Origin of the sequence: Desulfovibrio sp. ZJ746 (genome assembly GCF_011039155.1) — a bacterium.
In the GTDB taxonomy this organism is placed as follows: Bacteria; Desulfobacterota; Desulfovibrionia; order Desulfovibrionales; family Desulfovibrionaceae; genus Desulfovibrio.
Map to the genome: position 1 here is coordinate 40,500 of NZ_JAAKEK010000004.1, position 24,350 is coordinate 64,849.

The following is a 24,350-nucleotide window of genomic DNA, read 5'->3' on the forward strand; positions in this document are numbered from 1 at the left end:
CGGGAGAGCCGGATGCCATCGCTCAAAGACGTAAAAATGAAGATCGTGGGTGTCGGCAAGACCAAGCAGATCACCAAGGCCATGGGCATGGTGGCTTCGGCCAAGCTGCGCGGCGCCCAGAGCCGCATCGAGCGCTTCCGCCCCTATGCCTCCAAGTACCGCGAGGTCATCGGCGCCCTCGCGGCCAAGGCGGACGGCGTGAGCCACCCCCTGCTCACGGAGCATGAGGAGAAGAAGCACTGCTGCATCATCCTCGTCACTTCCGACAGGGGCCTGTGCGGCGGCTTCAACGCGGCCATCATCGCCGAGGGGCTCAGGCTCGCCGGCGAGGCGAGGCAGCAAGGCATGGACGTGAGCTTCCTCTGCGTGGGCCGCAAGGGGCGCGATGCCATCCGCAAGAGCAGCTACACCCTGGGCACCTCCTATGCCGACAGCATGGGCTCGGTGGACTTCCCGCTGGCGAGCGCCGTGGCCACGGAGGTCATCCACAAGTACGAGGACATGGAGCTCGACGAGGTGTGGCTCGTCTACGGTGAGTTCGTCTCCATGGCCAAGCAGCCGCCGGCCTCGCTCAGGCTTCTGCCGCTCAAGGCCCCTTCCGCTGCGAGCGACCCGGATTCCGGCCCCATGTGCGAATATGTCTATGAGCCGAGCGAGGCCAAGCTCCTTGAGGATCTTCTGCCGCGCTACGTCAAGGTGCAGGTGTACAGTGGCCTTCTGGACACGGCGGCCAGCGAGCATGCGGCCCGCATGGCGGCCATGGACAACGCCACGCGCAACTGCGACGAGCTCATCAATACCCTGACACTGCTCTACAACAAGACCCGGCAGGCCTCCATCACGAGCGAACTCATCGACATCGTCGGCGGCGCGGAAGCGCTCAAGGGCTAAGGAGCGAACATGAGCAAGAACACCGGCAAGATCACCCAGGTCATCGGCGCCGTGGTCGACGTGGAATTCCCCGACGGCCAGCTGCCCGAGATCCTGACCGCCCTCGAGATCAAGAACCCCAACAACAAGGACGCGCCCGACCTTGTCTGCGAAGTGGCCCAGCACCTCGGCGACAACGTGGTGCGCACCATCGCCATGGACGCCACCGAGGGCCTTGTGCGCGGCATGGAAGTGGTGGACACGGGCAAACCCATCATGGTGCCCGTGGGCAAGCCCTCCGTGGGCCGCATCCTCAACGTCATCGGCCGCCCGGTGGACGGCCTGGGGCCGGTTGAGGCGGAAAAATACTATCCCATCCACCGCGAGCCGCCCAAGTTCACGGACCTCAACACCAAGGTCGAGCTGCTCGAGACGGGCATCAAGGTCGTTGACCTGCTCGTGCCCTTCCCCAAGGGCGGCAAGATGGGCCTCTTCGGCGGCGCCGGCGTGGGCAAGACGGTCATCCTCATGGAGATGATCAACAACATCGCCAAGCAGCACGGCGGCACCTCGGTGTTCGCCGGCGTTGGCGAGCGCACCCGCGAGGGCAACGACCTCTATAACGAGCTGAAGGAGGCCGGCGTTCTCGAGCGCGCCACGCTCGTCTACGGCCAGATGAACGAGCCCCCGGGAGCCCGCGCCCGCGTGGCCCTCACTGCCCTCGCCATCGCGGAATACTTCCGCGACGAGGAGCACCAGGACGTGCTGCTCTTCATCGATAACATCTTCCGCTTCACCCAGGCGGGTTCGGAAGTGTCGGCCCTGCTCGGGCGCATGCCCTCGGCCGTGGGCTACCAGCCCACCCTCGGCACGGACCTCGGCGCCCTGCAGGAACGCATCACCTCCACCAACGAGGGCTCCATCACCTCGGTGCAGGCCGTCTATGTGCCCGCCGACGACCTGACGGACCCGGCCCCGGCCACGACCTTCTCGCACCTGGACGGCACGCTCGTGCTCTCGCGCCAGATCGCCGAGCTCGGCATCTATCCCGCCGTGGACCCGCTGGACTCCACCTCGCGCATCCTCGACCCCAACGTGGTCGGCCAGGAGCACTATGAGGTGGCCCGGCGCGTCCAGCAGGTGCTCCAGAAGTACAAGGAACTGCAGGACATCATCGCCATCCTCGGCATGGACGAGCTCTCGGACGAGGACAAGCTCACTGTGGCGCGCGCGCGCCGCATCCAGCGCTTCCTCTCCCAGCCCTTCCATGTGGCCGAGACCTTCACCGGCATGCCCGGCCAGTATGTGAAGCTCGAGGACACCATCGAGGGCTTCAAGGGCATCCTTGACGGCAAGTATGACTACCTTGCCGAGAGCGACTTCTACATGGTGGGCGACATCAGCCAGGCCGTCGCCAAGTACGAAGCCCGCAAGGCCGCCGAAGAGAAGGAAAAGGGCAAGGATAAGGAAGACAAGGAAAAGGAAGAGGTCAAGGCTTAAGCGCCTTGCGCGCCCGCCCGGGAGGCCCGGGCGGGCGCGCCCTCTCCGCGCCATTCCAGCGGCCCGCGCACGAGTTTCGCCGCCAGCCTTTGAGGAGCAGCCATGGCTACATTGCGACTGGAAGTCGTCACCCCCGACAAGACCGTGATCAACACGGATGCGGAAATGGTCATCTGCCCCGGGGTCGAGGGCGAGTTCGGGGTGCTGCCGCACCACGTCTCCCTGCTTTCCGCACTCAAGATCGGCAGCCTGCGCTACCGCGTGGACGGGAAGGACGAGGAGATCTTCATCTCCGGCGGCTTTGTGGACGTGAACAACAACATGTGCAGCGTGCTCGCGGAGTCGGCGGAACACGCGCATGACATCGATACCGCCCGCGCCATGGCAGCCAAGGAGCGCGCCGAGGAGCGCCTTGCCCGCCGCGAGGAAGATCTGGACGAAGTCCGGGCGCTCATCGCCCTGCAAAAGGCCACCATGCGCCTCCAGATCGCTGGCGGCCTCTAGGCCGCACGGCCCCGCAAAGCCCCGTCACGGTATTTCAGGCTGCCCGCCATGTGCGGGCAGCTTTTTTGTGCCTGAAAGGCATATGCGCCTGCGCCGCATCCAGCGCGGCGGTGCCGCGTGCGCGCTTCTTGCCCCCGGTGGAGACGGAGCGCCTGGGGGAACTGTTGACTTTATTTTAGCGTTCAATAAAATATTTACATTCCACTACCACAGGGGGAAACCATGAAGGAAATAGAGCTTCTGGAAGCGGCAAAGCACACGTCGCCCAATCCCGTGTCGCTCATCTGCACGCGCACGCCGGCGGGCGCCACCAATCTCGGCACGGTCTCGTGGTGGACCTATCTGGGGCTTGAGCCGGCCACCATCGGCTTCGCCATGATGAAGCCCTCCTACAGCGGCGAAATGACCCGCAAAAACAAGGAGCTTGTTCTCGTCATCCCGGGCGAGCCGCTGGCGCGGCATGTCATGGAATGCGGCAGCACCACCGGCCGCGACACGGACAAGGCAAAGCGCTTCGGCATCGAGCTCATGTCCGTTCCCGGCACGGACATCGAGGTCCCGGTGCACAGCGTGGTGGCCATCCACTGCTCCTTGCGCGAGTTTGTGGACGTGGGCGACCACAACTTCTACATCTGCGACGTGAAGCGCGTGCTGGCCGATGACAGTGAAAGGGCGCTCTTCGCCTGGAAGGGCTATGCCAAGATAGCGCCGGCGGCCATGGCTTAAGGCCCGGCGCTGTCCTTCGCGTGGGAGAATCCGTGCGCAGAAAGGCTGTCCGTTTTGCGGGCAGCCTTTATTGTGGGGTTTTTGCGGGAGATGGGCCGGCACCCCGCAGTTCCTTGAGGCGCGCTTCGGCGAGCCCGATGGCGCGCGAATCGAGCAGGAGCACGATGGTGTCGCCGTCCACAAGGCCGATACTCTCCCCGGCCGGGAAGGGCTTGCGGCCGCGGGCCCAGGGGAGGGCCTTTTCCATGAGGTCGGGCCGCGTGCGGACTTCCTCATTGAGCCTGTCGCCGAGCTTGAGATACTTGGAGAGCATGCGCAGCTCAAAACCGGGGTTCCACGCCTGGGAGACAGTGGCGCGGCGGAGAGGCTCGGTGCCGGGGCTGTCCGCGAGGTAGGGAACGCTGCGCCCCAGCTGGACGAGGTTGTAGGTCTTTTCGGCGTCGTAGCCGGGCAAGGTCTCGATGCGGGCGAGGATGCGGTTGAGCACGGCCTGGTCGTGCTCGACCGAGCGCACATGGCGCACCTGCTGGTCAAGGTCGTTGACGGCCATGCAGGGCAGCACGAGAACGAAGAGCGCGAAGCCCAGGTTGCGCAGCCAGCGGCGGCCGGCCACGAGCAGGGCCAGCAGGAAGAAGGCGTAGAGATAGCTCATGCCCATGCCGAGAAAGCGGAAAAGCTGCCAGCTTTCTGAGGCGCTGACAAGGAACTGCGCTTCGGCGGCGAGGGGGAAGAGCGCAAGCCCGAGGGCGCAGAGGCAGAAGCGCCCCATGCGGCACCGCTGGCTCTCAGCCCCATGCTCAAGGAGCGCGAAAGCGCCGCCGGCGGCCACGCAGCCCAAAAGGCCGGTGAGCCAGGGCGTGACAAAGCCTGCCGGGGTGAAGAGCTGCGCCCAGGACATGCGCGCGAGCTGGAGAAGGCGCAGGGGGAGCGCCCCTGGCGTGACGGTGCTGAACTGGTAGAGCCCGAGCGAAAGGCCCACCAGCGGATACAGGGCGAGGCTCAGGGCATAGAGCGCGCATCCCGCCGCGAGGCCAAGGAGCGGCGGCACGAGCAGGCGCGCCAACGCTGCGAGGCCGGCCCGGCTGCCGTCCCAGTCCGCCAGGCGCACGAGCACAAAGCCCCAGAAGCAGGCGCTCCACGTCATGATGGAAGACTGGTAGGTGGCGAGCGCGCAGACACAGAGCACCACGGCGCAGAGCCGCCGGGGCAGGCGTGGTGCTTTTGCGCTCAGGGAAAGGTGCAGGGCCAGCACCATGAAGAGCTGCGAGGCGGGAAAGGCGAGGGCCATCCAGTGATAATACCAGAAATCCGTCACCCACGGCATGCAGGAGACCGCGACGGCGCACGCAAAGAGCGGCCACGCGCCGGCGCCCGGGCGCCAGAGCAGCACGGCGCCCATGGCAGCGGCGATCTGGCAGGCAAAGGCGAGGAGCTGCGTCCAGACCGGGATCTGCACATGGCCGGAGAGCAGGTGCAAAAAGGGCGTGAACCAGCGCCCGGCCCGCCCCCCGGAGAGGAGGTGGATGCCCTCCTGGTAGCCCACGTCGTGGTCGCCGAGAGGGAATTGCGCGAGGTCGTAGAAGAAGACGGCGGCATTCACCGCCAGCGCGGCGAAAAAGGCCACGCGCCACGCCCTTGGGACGGCAGTCCAGAGCCGGAGGCAGGTCTCGCGCCACTCGGGCGCGGGGGAGCTCGCGTGCATGGCGCACTCTATCCAAGCGATTCCGGGCTGTCAAAAAGCGGCGGCCCCAGGCGGGGCAGGCGGCCTCAGCGTACTGGCGCGCCGCGCTCGATGCGCGCAAAGGCGTTGTGGTTGTGGATGGACTCCATGCTCTCCACCTCCACGGTGAAGCCGGTGACGCGCGGGTGCCGCTCCAGCGCGCTCGCCGCGGCGCGGACCACGTCCTCCACGAAGGCCGGGCGCGCGAAGGCCTGCTCGGTGACGAATTTTTCGTCTTCGCGCTTGAGCAGGGTGTACACGGCCGAGGAGCCGGCGGCCTCGGCGAGCTCGATAAGTTCCTCCAGCCAGACAAAGCCCGAGATGCGCGCGCGGATGCGCACGAGCGCGCGCTGGCTGTGGGCGCCCTCGCGGCTGATGGCCTTGGAGCAGGGGCAGACGGTCATCACCGGCACGGCGAGGTCGAGGATGAAGACCTGCCCGCTGTCGTCGAGCTCGCTGGTCACGGCGCAGTCATAGGCCAGCGGGGCGGCGTCGCCGCGCGCGGGCGCGCTCTTGCGCACGAAATAGGGGAAGGCGAAGCGTACCCAGGCCCGGCGCGCGTCCAGGCGCCGGCGCACGTTCTCGAGCAGGCGCTGCACGGACTGCCTGTCCAGCCCCTCGTCCCAGTCCTCCACCGCCTCCACGAGGCGGCTCATGTGCGTGCCCTTGCGGGCCGAGGGGAGCTCCACGCCGAGGTCGGCGCTGGCGACGGTGGCCTGGCTGCCGCCGGCCCTGTCGCGCACGCGCAGGGGCAGGCGCAGGCCGCGCACGCCCACGCGGTCGATGTCCAGCGCCACCTCGGGCGCCCGGTTCTGCACATCTTCCATCAGGCTGTCCTCAAAAATCCCGCTCACGCCAGTTCCGGCCCCAGGGGCGCGGGCGTGAACACGCCGTGGCGCACCCCGCGGCAGGAGATGAGCCTGTCGGCCATGGCCTGCACGCGGGTGGCGTCGCCCCTGAGCACCAGCACCTCGAGGCAGTTGTCGTGGTCCAGGTGCACATGGGTGGCGGCAACGATGACATCGTGGTCCTCATGCTGGAGGCGCATGAGCCGCCTGGCGAGGTCATGCTTGTGGTGGTCATAGACCAGGGTCAGCGTGCCGGCGGCCTGTCCCTCGGGCGTGCGCCATTCCTCCTCGCCGAGGGCGCGCCGGATGAGGTCGCGCAGGGCCTCGGAGCGGTTGCCGTAGCACTTGCGCTCGCAGAGGCCGTCAAAGGCGGTGAGCAGGTCTTCATCGAGCGAAACGCCGAAGCGTGTGAGCTTTCCCATGGGCTCCTCCTTGGCGCGTCACATCAGCGGGGGCGGTGTGAGCTCCCAAATGGTCACGGTGGCCCTGCCCTGCCCGTCCGGCGAGGCCACGGCGGCCGAATGCACGCCCCGGGCCGTCCACGCCTCGGCCGTGAGCGCGTGGCGAAAGGCCTCGTAAACCGTGCGCCCCGGCTCCGCCACCCAGGCCGCGCCGCCGGGCGCCAGCGCATGGGCGAGCAACCGGAGCACCGGCGCCACGAAGCGTTTTTCATACATGATGTCACCGCCCCAGATGCGCGCGAAGGCGCCGCGGGCCAGCGCCGGCCGGCGCCAGTCCATGAGCGTCCACAGGGGCTGGGGCACGCCATTGGTGACGGCGTTGCACCGGGCGAAACCGAGCGCCGCTTCTTCGTAGTCCATGGCGAGCACCCGGGCTCCGAGCCATTGGCCCACCAGCGCGGTGAGCCCCAGGCCGCAGCCGAGGTCAAGGCAGGGGCGCCCGGCGATGTCCGCCCGGCGCAGGGACAGCCACTCGGCGAGCACAAGGCTCGAGGGCCAGAGTTCCGTCCAGTAGGGGATGCGCTCGTCCTCGAAGGCGGCGCCCGCCTCGGTCATGGCGTCCCACAGCTCTTCGAGGTTGGCCGCGCGCTCGAGCCGCCAGAGCCTGCCGGCGCAGCGCGCCGTGATCCACGCGCCCCGGGCTTCCGCGCCGGTCCCGCCGTCTCCCGCGCGCCCGGAAGCGCCTTGTGCCGTGCCCTGCCGCATGCGGCGAGGATAGCCCAAGGCGGGTCGCCTGTACACTCCGGCGGCTATTTTATGAGCGCCGCGGCCTCCCGCGCCGCGAGCTGGAGGAAGGCCGCGCGCTCTTCGGCCGTGGAGCGCGGGATATGGTCGAAATTGTGCCAGGCGGCGCCCTGCATGCCCACGGCGGCGAACACATGCCCGGGCAGGTAGTGGGTGAAATAGGCCGAAAAACTGGCCGTGGGCGCCTCGGACGTGGTGAAGAGGACGGTGCGCCGGATCTTGAGCTTCGGCATGAGGCGCCCCTCGGGGGAATAGGTCCAGGCAAAGCCCTTCAGCAGGACCTTGTCGTGGAAGCCCTTGACGATGGCCGGCTCCGTGCCCCACCAGACCGGGAAGATGTAGATGATCTTGTCCGTGCGGGAGAGGATGTCCATGTATTTTTGCGCCAGGGCATCGCAGGTGCGCCCCTGCGAATAGAGCGCCAGCTCGGGCGCGCGCACGGCCGGGTCAAAGCCGTCCGCGTAGAGGTCGATGAGCGACCATTCCGGCCCTTCCTTGGCGAGGGCGGCGAGCACGGCGTCCTTGATGGCGGCGTTGAAACTCTTGTCATAGGGGTGGCCGTAAACGACGGTGAGCATGATGGTCTCCTGTTTCTTTGTTGATGGGGAATATTCCATGGTTATGTTATACTGAGCAGTTGACGGAGCTTCCTTAGATCCGTCTGGAGCGCAGCGGAAGACGGGTGCTGGTGCCGGAAGAATCCTAAAAAATAAGATTTTTTGCTGCTTGCAAGGAAGATAAAAATTTTCGCAGGGAGTGTACTTAAGTACTCGACCAAGAAAATTTTTCTCTGACGCAGCAAGCAGCAAAAAGGCTGTTTTTGACGGATAATTTCGGCATTAAGTGTGCAGCAAGTACTCCATGCACGAAGCAGAAAACACGCATTCAAGCAGCATTATCGCCACGCAAGGCGCTGGAGAGGCACCGTGACCGAGGCGAGCCACGCCTGCGCGGCGGCGCTCTCCGGGCTGGCGTCGGGGGGCGCAGGGAGGCCCAGCTCCCGCCAGCGGGCGCCATACCAGGGAAAGGTCAGGGCAAGCGCCGCATGCAGGGCCTTGCGCGCGGGGATGAGCATGTCCTCCGGGCGGCTTTCCGTGCAGGTCTCGCCGGGCGCGCAGGGCCGGTCAAGCACGAGATAGCGGCGGCAGGCCAGGGGCCGCACGGCATAGACGGAACAGGCGCCGTCGAGGAGGTACGGGCACGGCCGGCGCAGGGGTTCGGGCTCGGCGGCGCACTGCTCCGCGTGCTGCGCCTCCAGCCGGGCGCGGATGTCCGGCGCGAGCCGGAACCGCATCTGGGCCCGCAAGAGGAGGAATTCCAGCGGCGTCACCGGGATGGGCTGCCGGCAGCAGGTGTCGCAGCCCGGGCCGCAGGCCACGCGCCGGCCGGCCTCGCTCGCGGCGGCCACGGCCGCGTCCACGCTGGCGTCAACGTGGGCGCAGGCCTCGAGCATCAGGGCCGCGCCGGGGAGGGCGCGTTCCAGCGCCGGGTCGCGGTGGCGGCTATTCTGCGGCCGCATTGGCCGCGTACTGGCGCACGAAGGCGAGGGCGCTCGCCCTGTCCGTCACTTCGCCGGCGATCTGCGCCTGGAGCAGGGCGTCGCGGATGAGGCCCACGAGGCGCCCGGGCGAGAGCTGCGTCTCTTCCATGATCTCGTTGCCGTTGAGCAGCGGCTCGAGCATCTGCTCGGGCGTTTCGGCGCGGCCCAGGTACTTCATGTTGTGGTTGAAGGAGGTGAAGCTGTCCTCCTGCGCCTGCAGGTCGGCGCGGGCCATGGCGATGAGGCGCGGCGTCTCGCCCACGGCCTTGAAGCGGCGGATGCCCCTGTCGGTCATCATGAAGTGGAAGCGCATGTGGTGCTCGACGAGGTGGCAGATGAGGTCGGCGTCCTCCTGGGCGAAATGCAGGCGGCGCAGGATCTTGCGCACCACCTTGGCGCCCACGCGGTGATGCTGGTAATAGGTCCAGCGGCCGTCGAAATACTCGGCCGTGAAGAGCTTGCCCACGTCGTGGAAGAGCATGGCCATGGTGCCGAGCCAGTCGTAGTGGAAGCCCTCCTCGGGGTAATATTTCATGCACTTGAGCGTGTGCTCGAAAACATTGCCCTCGGTGTCGCCCTTGTCGTTGGACTGCGGCACGCAGTCGAGCGCCGCCACCTCGGGGATGAGCCCCTGGAGGATGTGGGCGTCATAGAGCAGGCGCACGAAGCGGTACATGGACTCGGCCGCCACCTTGCGCCATTCTTCCATGATGTCGCGCGCGGGAACGTAGTCGTTGACGCGCACGGAGGCGCGCACGATGGCCATCCAGGTATTGGGCTCGATGGGCGCGTCGAAGTTGGCGGCGAAGCGCAGCGCGCGCACGGCGAGCAGGTAGTTGTGGCGCAGGGTCTCGTCCGGCAGGCCCACAAGGCGGATGCCGCCGCCCTTCAGGTCGGCGAAGCCCTCGTACTGGTCGCCCGTGGGGATGGGGCTGCCGAAGCCGGTGAGCCTGAGCTGCAGGCGCTCGCGCGGGTTGAGCTGGGCGGCCATGGATGGCGTGACGCGCAAAAGCGAGAGCTCGGGATGGCTCGCGTTGGCCGCCTCCAGCGGATAGAAGCGGAAGAGCACGCCATTTTCCGTGAGCTCGCCCACGGCGCGCTTGCCCTCCTCGAGGTTCATCTTGGGGAAGAGCCGCGCCAGGGTCTCGCCCGTGGCCTCGCAGGCGATGTCAACGGCCGGCAGGTCGGCCTGGCCCGGCTTGCGGGCGGCCAAAAGATGCTCCTGCAGGGGGGCGTTGATCACATGGGCGTCATACCCGTTGCGGAGCAGGGTCTTGCAGAGGGAAACGGCATCCTTGAGCGCCTGGTGCATGCGGAACTCCTTGAGAAGGGCGGCAGGGGGATGCGCTGCCGCCGGGTACTGCCCAAGTATCAGGGCACGCGCCCCGGAAGTCAAGCATGCCGCCCTGTTGCGGCGGATGGCCGGCACAAAAAAGGGGAGCCCATGGGCTCCCCTTGATGCAGGCATGCACAGCGGCGCGCCTAGTCGCCGAAGTGGCCGGCCTCGCGCTTGACGGAGAGGGCGATCTTCCAGAGCAGGGAGAGCACGAGCGCGCCCACGGCATAGACGCCCAGCGCCACGGCGCACTCCTTGAAGGTGGGCATATAGGGCGTGAACGCCTCGAACATGTTGGGCGTGAAACCGCCGATGAGCAGGCCGAGGCCCTTGTCGATCCAGCTGGCCGCCACCAGCATGATGAGCGCGAGCGGCAGCAGGCGGCTCGTGCGCAGCTGCGGCGGAATGAGGATGGCGAGCGAGCCGAAGGCCATGATGACCGCGGCCCACATCCAGTAGCTCACCCACGCGAGGTGCCCGCCATGCCCGGAGAACAGGAACATGATGGGCTCCATGTGGCCCGGGATGTTGCTGTAGAAGGCGGTGAACAGCTCGAGCAGGTAGAAGAACACGTTGACGCACATGGCGTAGACGATGATGGTGGCCAAGGTCTTGATGGCGTCCTTGCCGGGGTCGAAGCCGGTGAGCCTGCGCACCACGAAGAGCAGGAGCAGCAGGATGGCGGGACCGGAGCAGAACGCCGAGGAGAGGAAGCGCGCCGCCATGATGGCCGTGAGCCAGTAGTGGCGGCCGGGGATGCCGGCGTAGAGGAAGGCCGTGACCGTGTGGATGGAGAAGGCCCAGAGAATGGAGATGTAGATGAGCGGCTTCACCCACTTGGGCGGGTCGGTGTCCTTGAGCTCGGCCTCCAGCGTCACCCAGCCGATGACGATGTTCAGGCCGAGATAGCCGCACAGCACGATCATGTCATAGAACATGACCGAATTGGGCGTGGGATAGAGCATGACATTGAGCATGCGCTGCGGCTGGCCGAGGTCCACCACGATGAAGAGCGCGCACATGATGACGGCGGCCACGGCCATGAACTCGCCGAAGATGATCATGCGCTTGAACTTCTTGTAGTGGTGGAAATAGGCGGGCAGCACGAGCATCACCGCCGAGGCGGCCACGCCCACGAAGTAGGTGAACTGCGAGATGTAGAGCCCCCACGAGACATCGCGGCTCATGCCCGTGATGCCGAGGCCGTTGAAGAGCTGGTCGAGATAGACGATGCCGCAGAGCGCTATGATGCAGCAGAGGAAGAGCAGCCACACATAGTAGCACCTTGGGCCGGTGAGGAGTTTTTCAAGCATGGCCTTTCTCCTTACACGAGGTAGTAGACGCCGGGCTGGGTGCCGAGGCTCGGCTTGCGGCGGATGCTGTAATTGGCGGCAAGGGCCTTGCGCACCGGCGAGTCCGGGTCTTCCAGGTCGCCGAAGAGCAGGCGCCCGTCCGAGGCTTCCACACAGGCCGGGAGCTTGCCTTCATTGAGCCGCTCCACGCAGAAGTTGCACTTTTCCACCACGCCGATCATGCGCGTGGGGAAGGCCGGGTTGGGCACCGGGTCGGGCAGGTGCAGGCGCGGGTCGATGAAGTTGAAGGAGCGCGCGCCGTAGGGGCAGCCGGCCATGCAGAAACGGCAGCCGATGCAGCGGTGGTAGTCCATGGCGACGATGCCGTCTTCCATCTTGTAGGTGGCCTGCGTGGGGCACACGCGCACACAGGGCGGATTGGTGCAGTGGTTGCACAGAAGCATGTAGGGCTTGTCGCGCACCGCCGTGTTCAGGTGGTTGTTCATGTCGTCCGGGAACACGTGGTCAAAGCTGTCCGTCCAGATCCACTTGACGTTGCGGTCGCCCGGAATGTCGGGGATATTGTGCGCCTTCGCGCAGGCCGCGATGAGCGGCGCGTAGTCGGCCTCGGTCTTCAGGCGGCGCGTGTCGATGACCATGGCCCAGCGCTTCGCGTGGAGCATGCCCTCGCGCTTGACATATTTGCCCGGGGCCACCTGGGCTTTCGCCTCGCCCGCAAGCGCCGTCATCCCGCCGGCAAGGGCAAAGGCCGAAAGCCCCGCCACCTTGAGGAACTTTCTTCTGCTCGTCTTCATCGCTTGCCCTCCGTGGGAATGATGTGGCAAGTCCAGCAGTAGGGATAGACGCTGTTGGCCACATGGCACTTTTCGCAGAATTCCGCGTAGTTGGAATGGCACTTCAGACAGGTGTTCTGAAGGCTGATGACCCACTTCTTGCCGTTGAGCGCGGACTCATACACGCGGTTCTCCTCGCGCAGGGCCTGGTCGCGCCATTCGTCGAGCAGGCGCATGTGCTGGGCGCGCATGAATTCCGTGTCTTCGATACATTGCTTTTCGCCCGCGGGCAGGACAACGCCGGTCTTGGTGTAGTCCTGGCCGATCCAGCTCGTCCAGAAGGGCGAGCTGAAGACCGCCACAAAGATGACGATGCCGATGATGACAGCTTTGGCGTTATACATTTATCGGCCCTCCCCCTGGCTTTCGGCGTTGCCGTCCGCCGGAGCTTCCTCGTCCAGGGCCTCCTCGGGCAGGTCTTCCTGGCGCAGGTTCATGGTGCGCTTGGCTTCGCCCTTCATGACGAGGGCATTGCCCACAAGCTCGTGCAGGCCGCTGATGGTGCAGCCCGGGGCCCAGTAGTCGGCGAGCGGCGGCAGGGTGGCGCGGTCGATGGCGCAGACGCAGGCCATGTGGTTGACGCCGTATTTCTGCTGCACATAGCGCAGGGCGTTGCCGCGCGGCATGCCGGAGCGCATGCGCAGTTCCATGATCTCTTCGGTGTTCAGGCCCGAGCCCGCGCCGCAGCAGAAGGTCTGCTCGCGGATGGTGTTCTCGGGCATTTCCACGAAGTTGTCGCAGACATGCTTCAGCACATAGCGGGGCTCGTCCAGAAGGCCCATGCCGCGCGCCGGGTTACAGGAGTCGTGCCAGGTGGTCACGAGGTTGGCGTTCCTGCGCGGGTCGAGCTTGAGCTTGTTGTGGCGGATGAGGTCGGCCGTGAACTCGGCGATGTGGATCATCTTGGTGGATTTGGCCACATCGAACACCGTGCCCGTGATGGGCGAGACCGGCACTTCCATGTTGGCCGGCGCCGGGCCGTTGTAGGTGTCCATGTACTGGTTGATGACGCGCCACATGTGGCCGCACTCGCCGCCGAGCAGCCACTTGACGTTGAGGCGCTCGGCCTCGGCGTACATCTTGGCGTTGAGCTTCTTCGCCATGTTGAAGGAGACGAAGGAGCCGAAGTTGCCGCCTTCGGAGGCGTAGGTGGAGAAGGTATAGTCGAGGTCGAGCTCGTGGAAGAGGAGCAGGTAGCCCATGAAGGTGTAGATGCCCGGCTCCGCGAACACGTCGCCCGAAGGCGTGATGAACAGGATCTCGGCGTTCTTCTTGTTGAAGGGCGTTTTCGGGCGGATGCCGGTGACGGTCTCGCAGTCGTCGGCGAGCATCTCCACGATCTCCACATAGGAATGCGGCTGGATGCCCAGATGGTTGCCCGTGAAGCTGCAGTTCTTCACCGGGTCCATGATCCAGTGGAGCCCGAGGCCCACCTCGTGCAGCAGTTCGCGCACGATCATGGTGATTTCGGCGGTGTCGATGCCGTAGGGGCAGAAGAGCGAGCAGCGGCGGCATTCCGTGCACTGGTAGGCGTAGTAGAAGAGCTCCTTCACCACGTGCATGTCCCAGCCGCGCGCGCCCACGCGCTTGCCGAGCAGCTTGCCGAGCATGGTGTGGTCGCGCCGGTAGAGCGAGCGCAGAAGCTCGGCGCGCAGCACGGGCATGTTCTTGGGGTCATTGGTGCCCAGGAAGAAGTGGCACTTGTCCGCGCAGGCGCCGCAGCGCACGCAGATGTCCATGAAGAGCTTGAGCGAGCGGTGCTTCTCGAGCCTGTCGGCGAAGGCGTCGCAGAGGATCTTTTCCCAGTCTTCGGGGAGGTTCCAGTTTTCGGCCGTGGGGTCCCACTCATGGGGATGCGGCATGTGCAGCATCTCCATGGTCTCCATCTTGGCCGGGTAGCAGTAGCTGCCGGGGATGAAGTCCGGCTTGGTGTCGAACCAGTCCTTGTCCGGAAAGGCCGGGCGGCTGGCGACGAGCATTTGCGGCGTGGGGAGTTTTGCCATCGTGGTGCCTCCTTACTCGGCAGCCTTTTCGGGTTGCTTTTCCAGGGGAAGCCCCGCCTCGGCCATGGCGTCGCGGTAGGCGTCCTCGTATTCGGGATAGGTGAAGTACTGCTTGGGCGGGTTCCAGGGATTGATGTGCCTGATGCGCCGCGAATTGTTGGCCATGTTGCGCGTGGGGCTGAAGAACACGCCGGGCATGTGCGCGAGCTTGGAGAAGGGGAAGTACATGAGCAGCACACAGACGAGCGTCAGGTGGATGAAGAAGAGCCCGTTGATGCCCGCGGCCGAGACCGGCGCAAAGTGCGTGAGGCCCATGAGGTAGATCTTCACCTGCGAGATCTCGGTCTTGTCGAAATAGCGCAGGCACAGCCCGCTACAGACGATGCCGAGCAAAAGCCAGAGCGGGAAATAGTCGTTGGCGAGCGAGATATAGCGCAACCGGTAGTTCCACACGCGGCGCGCCAGAAGGAAGAGCAGGGCCACGAGCGCGAGGCCGCCCGTCCAGTAGAAGCGCGGGCTTCCCACCTGCATGATGCCGTCGATGGTCTCCACCCAGGTGATGGGCGCGGGCACGGGCTCCATGAAGAAGCGGAAATGGCGGATGAAGATGACGAGCACCGAATAGTGGAAGATGAGCGCGAAGGCCCAGAGCCACAGGGAGGAATAGTAGATGAGGCGGGGGCCCTTGTTCACGGGGTCGTTTTCCACGATCTCCGCGCTGGTGTTGCGGAAGAGCGAGCGGAAGAGGAAGACCTCGGTGAACATGCGCTTGACCACGCCCCAGGTGGTGCTGGGGCAGTCGATCTTGGCCTGCTTGATGAAGTCGAGCGACTGCTCCTGGCCGCCGGTGGTGGGGATGCAGAAGGGCACCGGGGATTTCGCCCAGTACGCCATGCGCCAGATCATGCCGCCGATGAAGACGAGCACCGCCGCATACGGCAGCACCACGCCGAAGAGCGGCGCGAGCCCCACGCTCGCTCCGATCCAGGCGATGGCCGCGATGAGCAGCACGAGGACCAACGATGCAAACATTCCCTACCTCGCTTGGCTGGGGTTCTGTCCAGGGGCCGCGTGGTCCCTGGGGGCCTTTTCCGGGCTCTCGGGCTCCGGGGCTTGCGCCATGCCGGGCCCGTTTTCAAGGCGCTGCGCCCAGCGGGCGAGCTGGGCGTGCTGGTTCTTGATCTCCTTGATGCGCGACTCGGCCACGGTCTCCCGCGCTTCGGCATAGATGTCGAAGGCGAGCAGCGCCAGGGTGTCGAGGCGCGATTCCGCGTCGAGATAGTCCTCAAGGCGCCCCTTGAGGCGCATCTCGGGCATGACCTTTTCGCGGAGGATGGGCTTCATGAGATAGAAGACCGCAAGGCTCTGGCTGGGCGCGAACTTCTGCACGGCGCGCAGCTTGACGAAGCGGTCAAGCGAGGCGCGCACCGTGGCGGCCTCCACGTCCTCCCCGGCCACGGCGTCGAAGAGCACGCCCGCGGCCTCGCGCGTCATGTGCGCCACAGGGTTGGTGAAGGGGTCGCTCGCGGTGCGCAGAAAGCCCGTGGTCTCGAGGGGGTAGGTGGCGAAGACCGCCTCCACCCAGGAGTCGACCACTTCTTTCTTGTGCGCGCGCAGGATTTTCAGCGATCGCATGCCCGGCCCGGGTTTGCGCGAAAAAAGGCGCCCGGCGCGTCCGCCGGAACTGCCCCTTCCGCGTGAACATGGATTCCCCCGGTATACGGGGGAAAGGGGCTTTGCGTCAAGTCCTCCCCGTGCTTTTGCAGGGGAACAAGGCAGCGGGATCACAGTTGTTTTTGCGAAAATCCCGAAAAGGTGAAGGCAGGCAGGTTTCGGACGCGTTGCCGCGGCAGCCCCGCGAGCCCATCGGAGGCGCCGGCCTGCGTCCGCAGGCTTTGGGGACTGGATCTCGGGAATTTTCTTGAAAATGTTTAAAAAAGAGTCTAGGCTGTCGGCTACTTTCTTCAAGAGGAGTCATATCACTATGCGCAGTATCCGAATCATCCTGCCCGTGCTCATGGGCCTGCTCGTTCTCACCGGCTGCCAGCAGCAGGAAAGCCAGGTCGCCCAGCCGAAAATCGCCATTGTGGACATGGGCCGCGTCATGCGCGACAGCGAGCCCGGCAAGGAAGGCGTGAAATTCCTCGAGGCCCAGCAGGCCGGCATGCAGGAACAGCTCGACGCCATCCAGGACCGCCTCGAAAAGAACCCCAAGGACGAGGCGGCCATGCAGGAGCTCCAACGCGTCTATGCCGCCTCGCAGCAGCGCATGCAGGCCGAGCAGCAGAACGTGGTCAACCTGCTCTTTGACAGCGTGCAGCGCGTGGTCAACAGCTACCGCGAGGCCCAGGGCTTTGACATGATCCTCGGGGCCGAGGCCGTGGCCTCCTTCAAGCCCGGCGCGGATGTCACCGCGGCCATCATCGCGGAAGTGAACAAGCAGAAGGTGGAGTTCAAGCCCGTGCCCGAAAGCGCGCTTTCCGGCATGGCCCCCGAGGGCGCGCCGGAAGCCGCCCCCGCCCCGGCCGTGGTTCCCCCGCCTGCGGAAAAGCCTGCGGAAGCCGCCCCGGCCAACTAGGCCGCGAAAAAAATGCCGCCGCGCCGATGCGGCCGCCAACGCAACGAAAAACGCCTGCCCCCGGCAGGCGTTTTTCGTTTTCTCGCTTTTTCGCCCGCTTTCCGTTCACTCCGGGCGCCGAAACAGGGCCATATATTCCTGGTTGCCCTTGGGTCCCTTGATGGCCGCCGGGAGCACGCCGCCGGCCTCGAGGCCGAGCACCCCGGTGCAGAAAGTGACGATCTTGTCCACCGCGCGCTGGCGGGCGGCCTCGTCGCGCACCACGCCGCGCACGGCCTCGCCCGGGCCGAGCTCGAACTGCGGCTTGATGAGCAGGGCCGCGAGGCCCCCGGGCCTGAGCCACGCCATGCAGGGCGGTAATATCAGGGTGAGCGAGATGAAGGAGACATCGCCCGTGAGCAGGTCCACGGGCTCGGGAATGAGCCCCGGCTCGGCGTAGCGCAGGTTCACGCCCTCGAGGTTGACCACGCGGGGGTCGGCGCGCAAGCGTTCGTGGAGCTGGGCGCGCCCCACGTCCACGGCATAGACGCGGGCGGCCCCGCGCTGGAGCAGGCAGTCGGTGAAGCCGCCGGTGGAGGCGCCGGCATCCACGCAGGCCAGGCCCGTGACATCAAGATGGAAATTGTCGAGCAGGGTGAGCAGCTTGTAGGCGCCGCGGCTCACATAGCGCTCGCCTGGCAGAAGCGCGAGCCGCGTGCCCTGGGGATAGCCGTGGCCCGGCTTGGGCACCGGCACAGGGTGCTGCCCCGGGGGCGAACCCTCTGGCGGCGCGAGCGCGATGCGCCCGGCCATGATGAGGCTGCGCGCCTTTTCGCGGCTTTCGGCCAGGCCCTGCTCAAAGGCGAGCTGGTCGGCGCGCACGCGGGCCTTGGCCATGCGGCTCAGTAGACCACGCTGTAGGACATGACCTCGGGCCGGTGGAAGAAAAACTCCACGCGGCGGTTCACGGCGCGGCTTTCCTCCGAGATGCCGGGCTTGAGCGGCCGCGTCTCGCCGTAGGCCACGCCGCGCAGGCGCGTGGGCTTGACGCCGTGGTCCGCGAGGTAGCGCAGCACGGCCGCGGCGCGGGCGCCGGAAAGCTCCCACGGCGAGTCATAGGGCGGCCGGGCCTCGCTGCCGTCGGCATGGCCGCGTACCACGAGATAGAGGTTGTATTCCTTCATGATGTCGAGCACGTCGCCCAAAACCTTGATGCCCTCGGGCTGGAGGGCCACCTCGCCGGGCTTGAACATGATGTCCGAATTGACGCGCAGCTGCACGCCCACGTCGTCGGCGCTGATGCCCGAGGCGTTCTGCGGCACCGCGTCGGCCATGAGCATCTGCTTGAGCTTCTGGGCGATGGCGTAGTGGGATTTCTCCACCTCGCTGATCTTGAGGTCGCGCGTGTCGATCTTGTCCGTGTTCTGGATGAAGGGATTGTTGGACACGGGCGAGGTGGCGCTGGAGTCGAAGTTGCGCTCGCCGCTGAAATAGGCGGCGAGGCCGGCGCGGGTCTCCGGCGGCACCATGTTCAAGATCCAGAGCAGGAGAAAGAAGGCCATCATGGCCGTCACGAAGTCGGCGTAGGCCACTTTCCATGCGCCGCTCATAGTGCCTCCTTGTATGGCAAGGCCGGCTTGGCCCGAAAACTCCATTCCCGCATACGGGGCATGCGGGAATGGACAGTGATTTGCAAGATGCTTGCCGTGCCCGGCCTAGTTGCTCTTGAGCTTCTCTTCCATCTCCGGGAAGGTGGGCCGGAACGGGTAGGGGATGGCCCGGCGCCCGTATTCCACGGCGATGAGCGGCGTGGACCCGCGGATGGCCGCGGCCAGCGCTTCCTTCACGGCGTTGAAGTAAAAATGCTCTTCGGCGACGTAGTTCTCGAGCTTGGAGCCCATGGGCCCGAAGAGGCCGTAGCAGCAGAGGATGCCGAAGAAGGTGCCCACGAGGGCCGCGCCGATGTGGTGGCCGAGCACGTCCGGCGGCTCGTTGATCATGCCCATGGTGACGACAACGCCGAGCACGCAGGCCACGATGCCCATGCCCGGCAGGGACTCGGCCATGTGCGTCACGAGGTGCGCGGGCAGCATGCCCTCCTCGCGCATGGTCTCCATGTCCATGTCCATGAGGCTGTCGATGTCGGCCGGGTCGCCCGTGGTCAGGTAGACGCGCAACGTGTCGCCGATGAAGTGGACGAGGGTGGAATCCTTGGAGATATTGGGATACTTGCTGAAAATGGGGCTGGATTCGGGCTTTTCCACGTCGCCTTCGATGCTGATGACGCCCTCGCGGTGCATCTTGGAAAAGAGCGCGTAAAGGAGCGCCAGCGTCTCGAGGTAGCGGGCCTTGCTCGAGCCCGGGTCGGCGAAGAGGTGCTTGAGGCTCTTCAAGATGAGCCCGAAGGTGTACTTGGTCTGGCTGCCGAAGAAGGCGCCCATGGCGCAGCCGAGGATGATGATGAATTCCGCCGGCTGGAAGAGCACGCCCCAGTCGCCGTGGGACATGGTGTAACCCACGCCCACGGAGACTCCGACAACGATGAGGCCTATGAGCAGATACATGCCGTACCGCCTGTGCGGCCGCCCCCCATGCCGGCGGGCGCTCCGCGTGCTTCTCCGATTGCGGGCACATGCCCGCGGACAGGACTGTATACTATTCCGCTGTCCAGCTCAACGGCGGAATGGGGCGAAACTTTAGGGCGCTCCGCGCGGGCCGTCCCCGCCGTCACTTCGCGCAGTCATCTCCCGCCGTCACTTGCCCTCACCTCCCCCTCATTTCCCGAAGACGCCCCGCAAAAGCTCGCCCGCCCGGCCGAGGTCGTCGCGGACGCTCCCGCCTCTTGTCTGGCCGGCCGGTGGCGTCCCGCGCTGGTTGTTGAGGAGCCGGGGGATGACCGTCTTGCCCGCATCCAGGGCGAACTTCGGGTCGACGCTCACGGCCACGGCGTCGAAGGGCCCCTTGAAAGTGAGGGGGATGTTGAGGCCCGCGGCGCTCACCGTGGCCGAGCCCTCGAGATATTCACGCGGCAGGCTCGCGCGCGCCTCGCCCCTCAGGGAAATGCCCTGTGCCGTGGCCGTCACGGGCTTGGCCGTGATCTCGCCCCTGCTGGCCGTGAAGGGCGCGCTCACCATGGTGACGCGGTCGGGGATGCCGCCCTTGAGCATGGGCAGGGCGCGCAGCTTTTCGGCAGCCTCGCGCAAGGCCGGGGCGGAGAGGTCGCGCGCCTCGAGCTTGCCCTCGCCGGTGAGGCTGGCCAAAAGGGCCGGAGCGCCCGCGCCCGCCGCCCTGAGGCGCGCCGTGAAGCCGGCGCTCCCTGAGGCCAGCCCCGCCTTGCCGGCGGCGGCGCAGAGCGCGCCGATATCAATGCCCGCGCCGCTTGCGTTGACGCTGTAGGCCGAAGCCGGGAGGTCGGCAGTGGCCGTGCCCTTGAGCGCGCCGCCGCTGCGGATGCTGGCGGAAAAATCACCGAGGGTATAGCGCCCGCTCTGGCCCGTGATGCGGGCCGCCATGTCGCGAAGGCCAAAGCCCCCGTAGCGCAGCTCGGCCACGGCGAGGCCCAGGTCGAGCGCGGGCAGGGCGCTGGCGGAGCTTGCGCTCCCGGTCTTGGGGGCGCCCTTGGCGGGACTCTGGCCTACGGGCGCCCGGTTTTCCACCGCTGGGCTGCCCTTTTCGGCCGTGAGCCACGGGTCGAGCGCAACCGCGCCCACGCGCAGCTTGCCGCCGAGCGAGAGGGGCGCCTGCGCGGCCGTGGGCAGGTCCACGGTGAGGTCGCCCGCGAGGGTGAGGCCGGCCGCCCTTGCGTCAAGGCCGCCGAGCCGCAGGGCCGGAGTGGCATAGGCCACCCGGGTCCGCACATCAAGGGTATCGGGCGCCCCCTTGGGGAGCGCCAAGCCCCCGAGCGCGGCCATCCTGCGCGCCGAGCCGGTGATCGCCACGTCGCCGGCAACGGCCAGGGGCTCGAGGTTCGCGTTGCCCTTGAAGGTCAGCAGGGCCTGCGGCGCGGCGTTGCCGGCCTCGCCCAGTTGGAGCCGGGCGTCAACGACGCCCTTTTTTCCCGACCAGTCGAGAGCGGCGCGCAGCTCGAGCGCGTCCCCCGCACCCCCCGCTCCCACGGGCAGCTTCGCGCCGGCGAGCGCCGCCAGCTTGGCCGCGGAGCCGGCGAACGTGACATCGCCCTTGAAGGCCGGCGGCGCAAGCCATCCCTCGCCCTTGAGCTCCAGCCGGCCCTGCGGCGCGGTGAGCCGCGCCTCGGCCAGGCCCAGCCGGAGCGCGGCGAGGTCGAGCGCGCCCTCGCAGGTGAGTTGCAGCGGCGCGAGCTCGCGCGGGACCATGCCCCGAAGCGGGGTGAAGGCCACGGAAACCTGCCGGAAGGTCAGGTTGGGCGCGTAATAGCGCAGCTCGCCCTTGAAGGCGAGATTGCCCTCCAGAAGCGGCGTGGCCTGTTCGCCAGCTTCCTCTCCACTCTGGCGCGCGCCGGCCTCCCGGGCCCTTTCGCGCAGCAGGAGCACCATGTCGCCCTGGATGCCGGCCTCCTCGCGGCGGCGCAGGTTTTCCAGCGCAAGGTTGAAGCCCGAGACGCGGATGTCGCGGGCGCCGTCCTCAAGGTGGAGGGCGCCCTGGCTCACGGTGAGGCGCCCGAGCTCGAAGGGCAGCGCGTCGTCCGGGGCCTTGCGCCCCCTCGTGTCGCTGGCGCCCGGGGCTTGCGCCGGCCCGCTTTCCGCATCGCCGGCGGCGGCCGCGGCCAGGCGGATGTCGGCCTCGGGCCGGTCCAGCCTGAGCTCGCTGACGACGAGAGCGCCCGACAAAAGCGGTTCCAGCTCGAGGCGCGCCATCCCCCCCGCAAGCGACACGGCCACGGCATTCCCGTCGAGCACGCCGCTCCAGCGGGCCGCGCCGAAGCGCAGCCCGGGCGGCAGCAGGGAGATATGCGGCGTCTCCTTGAGCTCCAGCGGCGCGCCGGTGGCCTTTTCCGTGGCTTCGGCGATGCGCCGGACGATGAAGCCCGCATCCATGTGGGTGACATAGAACGCCGCCCCGACGACGCCGAGGACGAGGACGCCCAAGATACAGAGAAGGACTCGTTTCATGCGGCCTCCGCAGCGGCCCGCGCAGGCGACAGCGCCGCCCCGTGGCTATGGCAAGCTCTCTACAGGAAGTCACGGCGCCCCGCAAGCCGGGTTTACCGGCGGGGCAAAAGCCGCTACAACAGGGCATGGTCTTGTTGCAGGCATTCGGGGGCGTGCTGAGCCTTTTGCTCGTGGTGGGCGTGGGGTATGTGCTGGCCGGGCGCGGCTGGTTCCCGCCGGCGGTGCGCGGCCTGCTGCCCAAGCTCGTGACCAATGTGGCGCTCCCGCCCTTCCTCATGTGCACCATTTTGCGCTCCTTCGGCCGCGAGGACCTCTGGCGCATGCTCCAGGGCACGCTGTTGCCGCTCCTCGCCATGGTGCTCATGTATGCGCTCGCCTATGCGGTGGGCCGCGCCGCCGGCGTGGAGCGCCGGCACTTCGGGCTTTTTTGCGCCTGCGTCTCCAACCCGAACACCATCTTCATCGGCATCCCGGTCAACATGGCGCTCTTCGGAGAGGAGGCCGTGGCCTATGTGCTCCTCTACTATTTTGCGAGCACGTCCTTTTTCTGGACAGTGGGCAACTACGCCATCAGCAGGGACGAGCGCGCGCCCGGCGCCGCCGCACCGCGGGCGGACGGGGATGGCCACCCGGGCGGCGGGAGGCGCAAGGCGCTCGTTTCCGCGCCGGTGTTCGGCTTTCTCGCCGGCATCTCGCTGGCGCTTTTGCATGTGGAGCTGCCGGGCTTTCTGCTGGAGGCCGCGCGCCTCGTGGGCAGCCTCACCACGCCGCTGGCCCTCATCTATATCGGCGTGACCCTGCACGAGATGGATCTGCGCCATTTGCGCGTCACGCGCGACATGGCGCTGGCGCTCACGGGCCGCATGGTGGCGAGCCCGCTTTTGGTCTGGGCGCTCTTGCCGCTGTTCGGCCTGCCCTCGCTCATGGGCAAGGTCTTCGTCATGCAGGCGTCGCTTCCCGTGCTCATGCAGGTGGCCATCCTGAGCGGCTATTACAATACCGACCCGGAGTTCGGCTCGCTCATGGTCTCCTTGTCCACGCTCGCCTGCGCCGTGACCATCCCTGTCTATATGCTGCTGTTATCGCTGTGAGCGGCGCCCCTCACGCCCCGTGCGGTTCGGGCCGCGATTCCGGCCCGCGCGAGAGCAGCCAGGAGAAGGTCGCGCCCAGGAGCGCCACGCCCGCCAGCACCCGGATGGCCACGGGCAGTCCCGCCATGTCGGCCACCCAGCCGAGGACGGGCTGGGCCACGCCGCCGAGGCTGGTGGCGAGGCCCAGGGTCACGCCCGAGGCGAAGCCGATATTGCGCGCGAGGAGCCGCTGCCCGAGCACCACCTGCGAGCTGAAGGGCGCATAGAGCACGAAGCCGAGCAGGGGCAGGCAGGCATAGGCCCAGACCACCGAGGGCGCGAGGCTGAAGGCGAGCACCGCGAAGGGCATCACCGAGAAAGCGAGGCGGATGACCGGCACGCAGCCGATGCGGTCGGAGAGCATGCCGCCCATGATGTTGCAGGCCACGCCGCAGGAGCAGAAAATCACGAGCGCCACAGCGCCCGCGGCCTTGGATTGCCCAAACACGTTCACCCAGTAGAGCGGGATGAAGGCGTTGCAGCCCACGAACACCGTGGAGCGGGCCACGATGACCACGGTGAGCCGCGAAAATTCATGCCAGTTGTTGACCGGCCTGGGGCCGGCAGCGGGCCCGGCCTCGGCCGGACTTTTTTGCGGCCCCTTGGTCGCCCCGCGCCCGAGGCGGGTGATGGCGAGGAGCAGCACAGCGGCCATCACAAGGCCGAGCACGCCGAAAACGCCCATGCCCTTCATGCCGAAGCCGCCCACGAAGGCCGCCACGAGCAGCGGCCCGAGGATGAAGCCGGTATTGCCGCCGATGGAAAAGATGCTGAGGCCCATGCCCTTGCTCTCGCCCGAAACGCGGTTGGCATGGCGCGCGCCTTCGGGGTGGAACAGGGCCGCGCCCACGCCGCTGATGGCGATGGCCGTGAAAATGGCCCAGTAGCTCGAGAGAAAGCCCATGCAGGCGATGCCGCAGCCGGCCAGCGCCACGCCCACGGGCAAGAACCACGGCTTGGAGAGCCTGTCGGCGAGCAGCCCGAACACCGGCTGGATGATGGACGACAGGCAGGAATAGGCGAGCATGAGGCCGCCCGTGGCCTGGTAGTCGAGCCCGTAGGCCGAGCGCAGGTAGGGGAGCGCCGCAGGCAGCGCGCCGGAATTGACATCGCAGGACATGTGCCCCAGGGCGAGGAGAAAGATCTTCTTCTTTTCCATGCCCCGGAAGCTACGC

The 24,350-nt window shown here is 66.8% G+C and carries 24 protein-coding genes; 6 read left to right on the forward strand and 18 right to left on the reverse strand.

The window, feature by feature from the left end:
- The first annotated feature begins 12 nt into the window (after positions 1-12).
- The 4 genes from G7Y54_RS07575 (at position 13) to G7Y54_RS07590 (ending at position 3,600) form a co-directional block, all read left to right on the forward strand.
- Positions 13-891 carry a F0F1 ATP synthase subunit gamma gene (locus G7Y54_RS07575; protein WP_165078721.1) on the forward strand — a complete coding sequence of 293 codons (879 nt, stop codon included), beginning with the start codon at positions 13-15 and terminating at the stop codon, positions 889-891.
- Between the two features lie 9 nt (positions 892-900).
- Complete coding sequence (gene atpD, locus G7Y54_RS07580; protein WP_165078722.1) at positions 901-2,370, forward strand: F0F1 ATP synthase subunit beta; 1,470 nt, start codon at positions 901-903, stop codon at positions 2,368-2,370.
- 102 nt (positions 2,371-2,472) lie between these two features.
- Positions 2,473-2,874, forward strand: a complete 402-nt coding sequence (locus G7Y54_RS07585; protein ID WP_165078723.1) for a F0F1 ATP synthase subunit epsilon — start codon at positions 2,473-2,475, stop codon at positions 2,872-2,874.
- 222 nt (positions 2,875-3,096) lie between these two features.
- On the forward strand, positions 3,097-3,600 hold the full coding sequence (locus tag G7Y54_RS07590; RefSeq protein WP_165078724.1) for a flavin reductase family protein: 504 nt from the start codon (positions 3,097-3,099) through the stop codon (positions 3,598-3,600).
- A gap of 67 nt (positions 3,601-3,667) precedes the next feature.
- Here the strand turns inward: G7Y54_RS07590 and G7Y54_RS07595 are convergent, their stop codons facing one another.
- The 13 genes from G7Y54_RS07595 to G7Y54_RS07655 form a co-directional block, all read right to left on the reverse strand.
- The gene (locus tag G7Y54_RS07595) at positions 3,668-5,302 is read right to left on the reverse strand and encodes a glucosyltransferase domain-containing protein (protein WP_165078725.1); all 1,635 of its coding nucleotides are present in this window, start codon (positions 5,300-5,302) and stop codon (positions 3,668-3,670) included.
- A 65-nt stretch (positions 5,303-5,367) separates the two neighbouring features.
- A complete protein-coding gene (folE2, locus tag G7Y54_RS07600) occupies positions 5,368-6,147 on the reverse strand; it encodes a GTP cyclohydrolase FolE2 (RefSeq protein WP_165078891.1) in 780 nt (259 codons plus the stop codon).
- Between the two features lie 23 nt (positions 6,148-6,170).
- Positions 6,171-6,590, reverse strand: coding sequence for a nickel-responsive transcriptional regulator NikR (nikR, locus tag G7Y54_RS07605; protein WP_165078726.1), 420 nt, complete (start codon positions 6,588-6,590; stop codon positions 6,171-6,173).
- A gap of 18 nt (positions 6,591-6,608) precedes the next feature.
- Entirely contained in the window at positions 6,609-7,352 is a 744-nt protein-coding gene (locus G7Y54_RS07610; protein ID WP_241159414.1) for a methyltransferase domain-containing protein, read from the reverse strand.
- A 26-nt stretch (positions 7,353-7,378) separates the two neighbouring features.
- Positions 7,379-7,951, reverse strand: a complete 573-nt coding sequence (locus G7Y54_RS07615; RefSeq protein WP_165078727.1) for an NAD(P)H-dependent oxidoreductase — start codon at positions 7,949-7,951, stop codon at positions 7,379-7,381.
- Between the two features lie 317 nt (positions 7,952-8,268).
- Positions 8,269-8,892: a YkgJ family cysteine cluster protein gene (locus G7Y54_RS07620; RefSeq protein WP_165078728.1), complete on the reverse strand. Its 624-nt coding sequence runs from the start codon at positions 8,890-8,892 to the stop codon at positions 8,269-8,271.
- Complete coding sequence (locus G7Y54_RS07625) at positions 8,876-10,225, reverse strand: HD domain-containing protein (RefSeq protein ID WP_165078729.1); 1,350 nt, start codon at positions 10,223-10,225, stop codon at positions 8,876-8,878. Before G7Y54_RS07625 ends, G7Y54_RS07620 begins: the two co-directional genes overlap by 17 nt.
- Positions 10,226-10,395: 170 nt before the next feature.
- Complete coding sequence (gene dsrP, locus G7Y54_RS07630; protein ID WP_165078730.1) at positions 10,396-11,562, reverse strand: sulfate reduction electron transfer complex DsrMKJOP subunit DsrP; 1,167 nt, start codon at positions 11,560-11,562, stop codon at positions 10,396-10,398.
- 11 nt (positions 11,563-11,573) lie between these two features.
- Positions 11,574-12,356 carry a sulfate reduction electron transfer complex DsrMKJOP subunit DsrO gene (gene dsrO / locus G7Y54_RS07635; protein ID WP_165078731.1) on the reverse strand — a complete coding sequence of 261 codons (783 nt, stop codon included), beginning with the start codon at positions 12,354-12,356 and terminating at the stop codon, positions 11,574-11,576.
- Positions 12,353-12,739: a sulfate reduction electron transfer complex DsrMKJOP subunit DsrJ gene (dsrJ, locus tag G7Y54_RS07640; RefSeq protein ID WP_165078732.1), complete on the reverse strand. Its 387-nt coding sequence runs from the start codon at positions 12,737-12,739 to the stop codon at positions 12,353-12,355. Before dsrJ ends, dsrO begins: the two co-directional genes overlap by 4 nt.
- A complete protein-coding gene (gene dsrK, locus G7Y54_RS07645) occupies positions 12,740-14,398 on the reverse strand; it encodes a sulfate reduction electron transfer complex DsrMKJOP subunit DsrK (RefSeq protein WP_165078733.1) in 1,659 nt (552 codons plus the stop codon).
- A 12-nt stretch (positions 14,399-14,410) separates the two neighbouring features.
- Positions 14,411-15,430 carry a sulfate reduction electron transfer complex DsrMKJOP subunit DsrM gene (dsrM, locus tag G7Y54_RS07650; protein ID WP_165078734.1) on the reverse strand — a complete coding sequence of 340 codons (1,020 nt, stop codon included), beginning with the start codon at positions 15,428-15,430 and terminating at the stop codon, positions 14,411-14,413.
- Positions 15,431-15,433: 3 nt separating this feature from the next.
- On the reverse strand, positions 15,434-16,033 hold the full coding sequence (locus G7Y54_RS07655; RefSeq protein WP_165078735.1) for an RsbRD N-terminal domain-containing protein: 600 nt from the start codon (positions 16,031-16,033) through the stop codon (positions 15,434-15,436).
- A 349-nt stretch (positions 16,034-16,382) separates the two neighbouring features.
- Between G7Y54_RS07655 and G7Y54_RS07660 the strand changes: the two genes are divergently transcribed.
- A complete protein-coding gene (locus G7Y54_RS07660) occupies positions 16,383-16,976 on the forward strand; it encodes an OmpH family outer membrane protein (RefSeq protein WP_165078736.1) in 594 nt (197 codons plus the stop codon).
- A gap of 105 nt (positions 16,977-17,081) precedes the next feature.
- Here the strand turns inward: G7Y54_RS07660 and G7Y54_RS07665 are convergent, their stop codons facing one another.
- From G7Y54_RS07665 to G7Y54_RS07680, 4 genes are all read right to left on the reverse strand, one after another.
- Entirely contained in the window at positions 17,082-17,852 is a 771-nt protein-coding gene (locus G7Y54_RS07665) for a TlyA family RNA methyltransferase (RefSeq protein ID WP_165078737.1), read from the reverse strand.
- A 5-nt stretch (positions 17,853-17,857) separates the two neighbouring features.
- Complete coding sequence (locus G7Y54_RS07670; protein WP_165078738.1) at positions 17,858-18,565, reverse strand: flagellar motor protein MotB; 708 nt, start codon at positions 18,563-18,565, stop codon at positions 17,858-17,860.
- A 105-nt stretch (positions 18,566-18,670) separates the two neighbouring features.
- Entirely contained in the window at positions 18,671-19,519 is an 849-nt protein-coding gene (motA, locus tag G7Y54_RS07675; RefSeq protein ID WP_165078739.1) for a flagellar motor stator protein MotA, read from the reverse strand.
- A gap of 210 nt (positions 19,520-19,729) precedes the next feature.
- Entirely contained in the window at positions 19,730-22,045 is a 2,316-nt protein-coding gene (locus tag G7Y54_RS07680; protein ID WP_165078740.1) for an AsmA-like C-terminal region-containing protein, read from the reverse strand.
- A 125-nt stretch (positions 22,046-22,170) separates the two neighbouring features.
- Here G7Y54_RS07680 and G7Y54_RS07685 point away from each other — a divergent pair, with 125 nt between their 5' ends.
- A complete protein-coding gene (locus G7Y54_RS07685) occupies positions 22,171-23,136 on the forward strand; it encodes an AEC family transporter (RefSeq protein WP_165078741.1) in 966 nt (321 codons plus the stop codon).
- 10 nt (positions 23,137-23,146) lie between these two features.
- On the opposite strand, the gene G7Y54_RS07690 is transcribed toward G7Y54_RS07685, so the two are convergent.
- Complete coding sequence (locus G7Y54_RS07690; protein ID WP_165078742.1) at positions 23,147-24,334, reverse strand: MFS transporter; 1,188 nt, start codon at positions 24,332-24,334, stop codon at positions 23,147-23,149.
- Between the last annotated feature and the right edge of the window lie 16 nt (positions 24,335-24,350).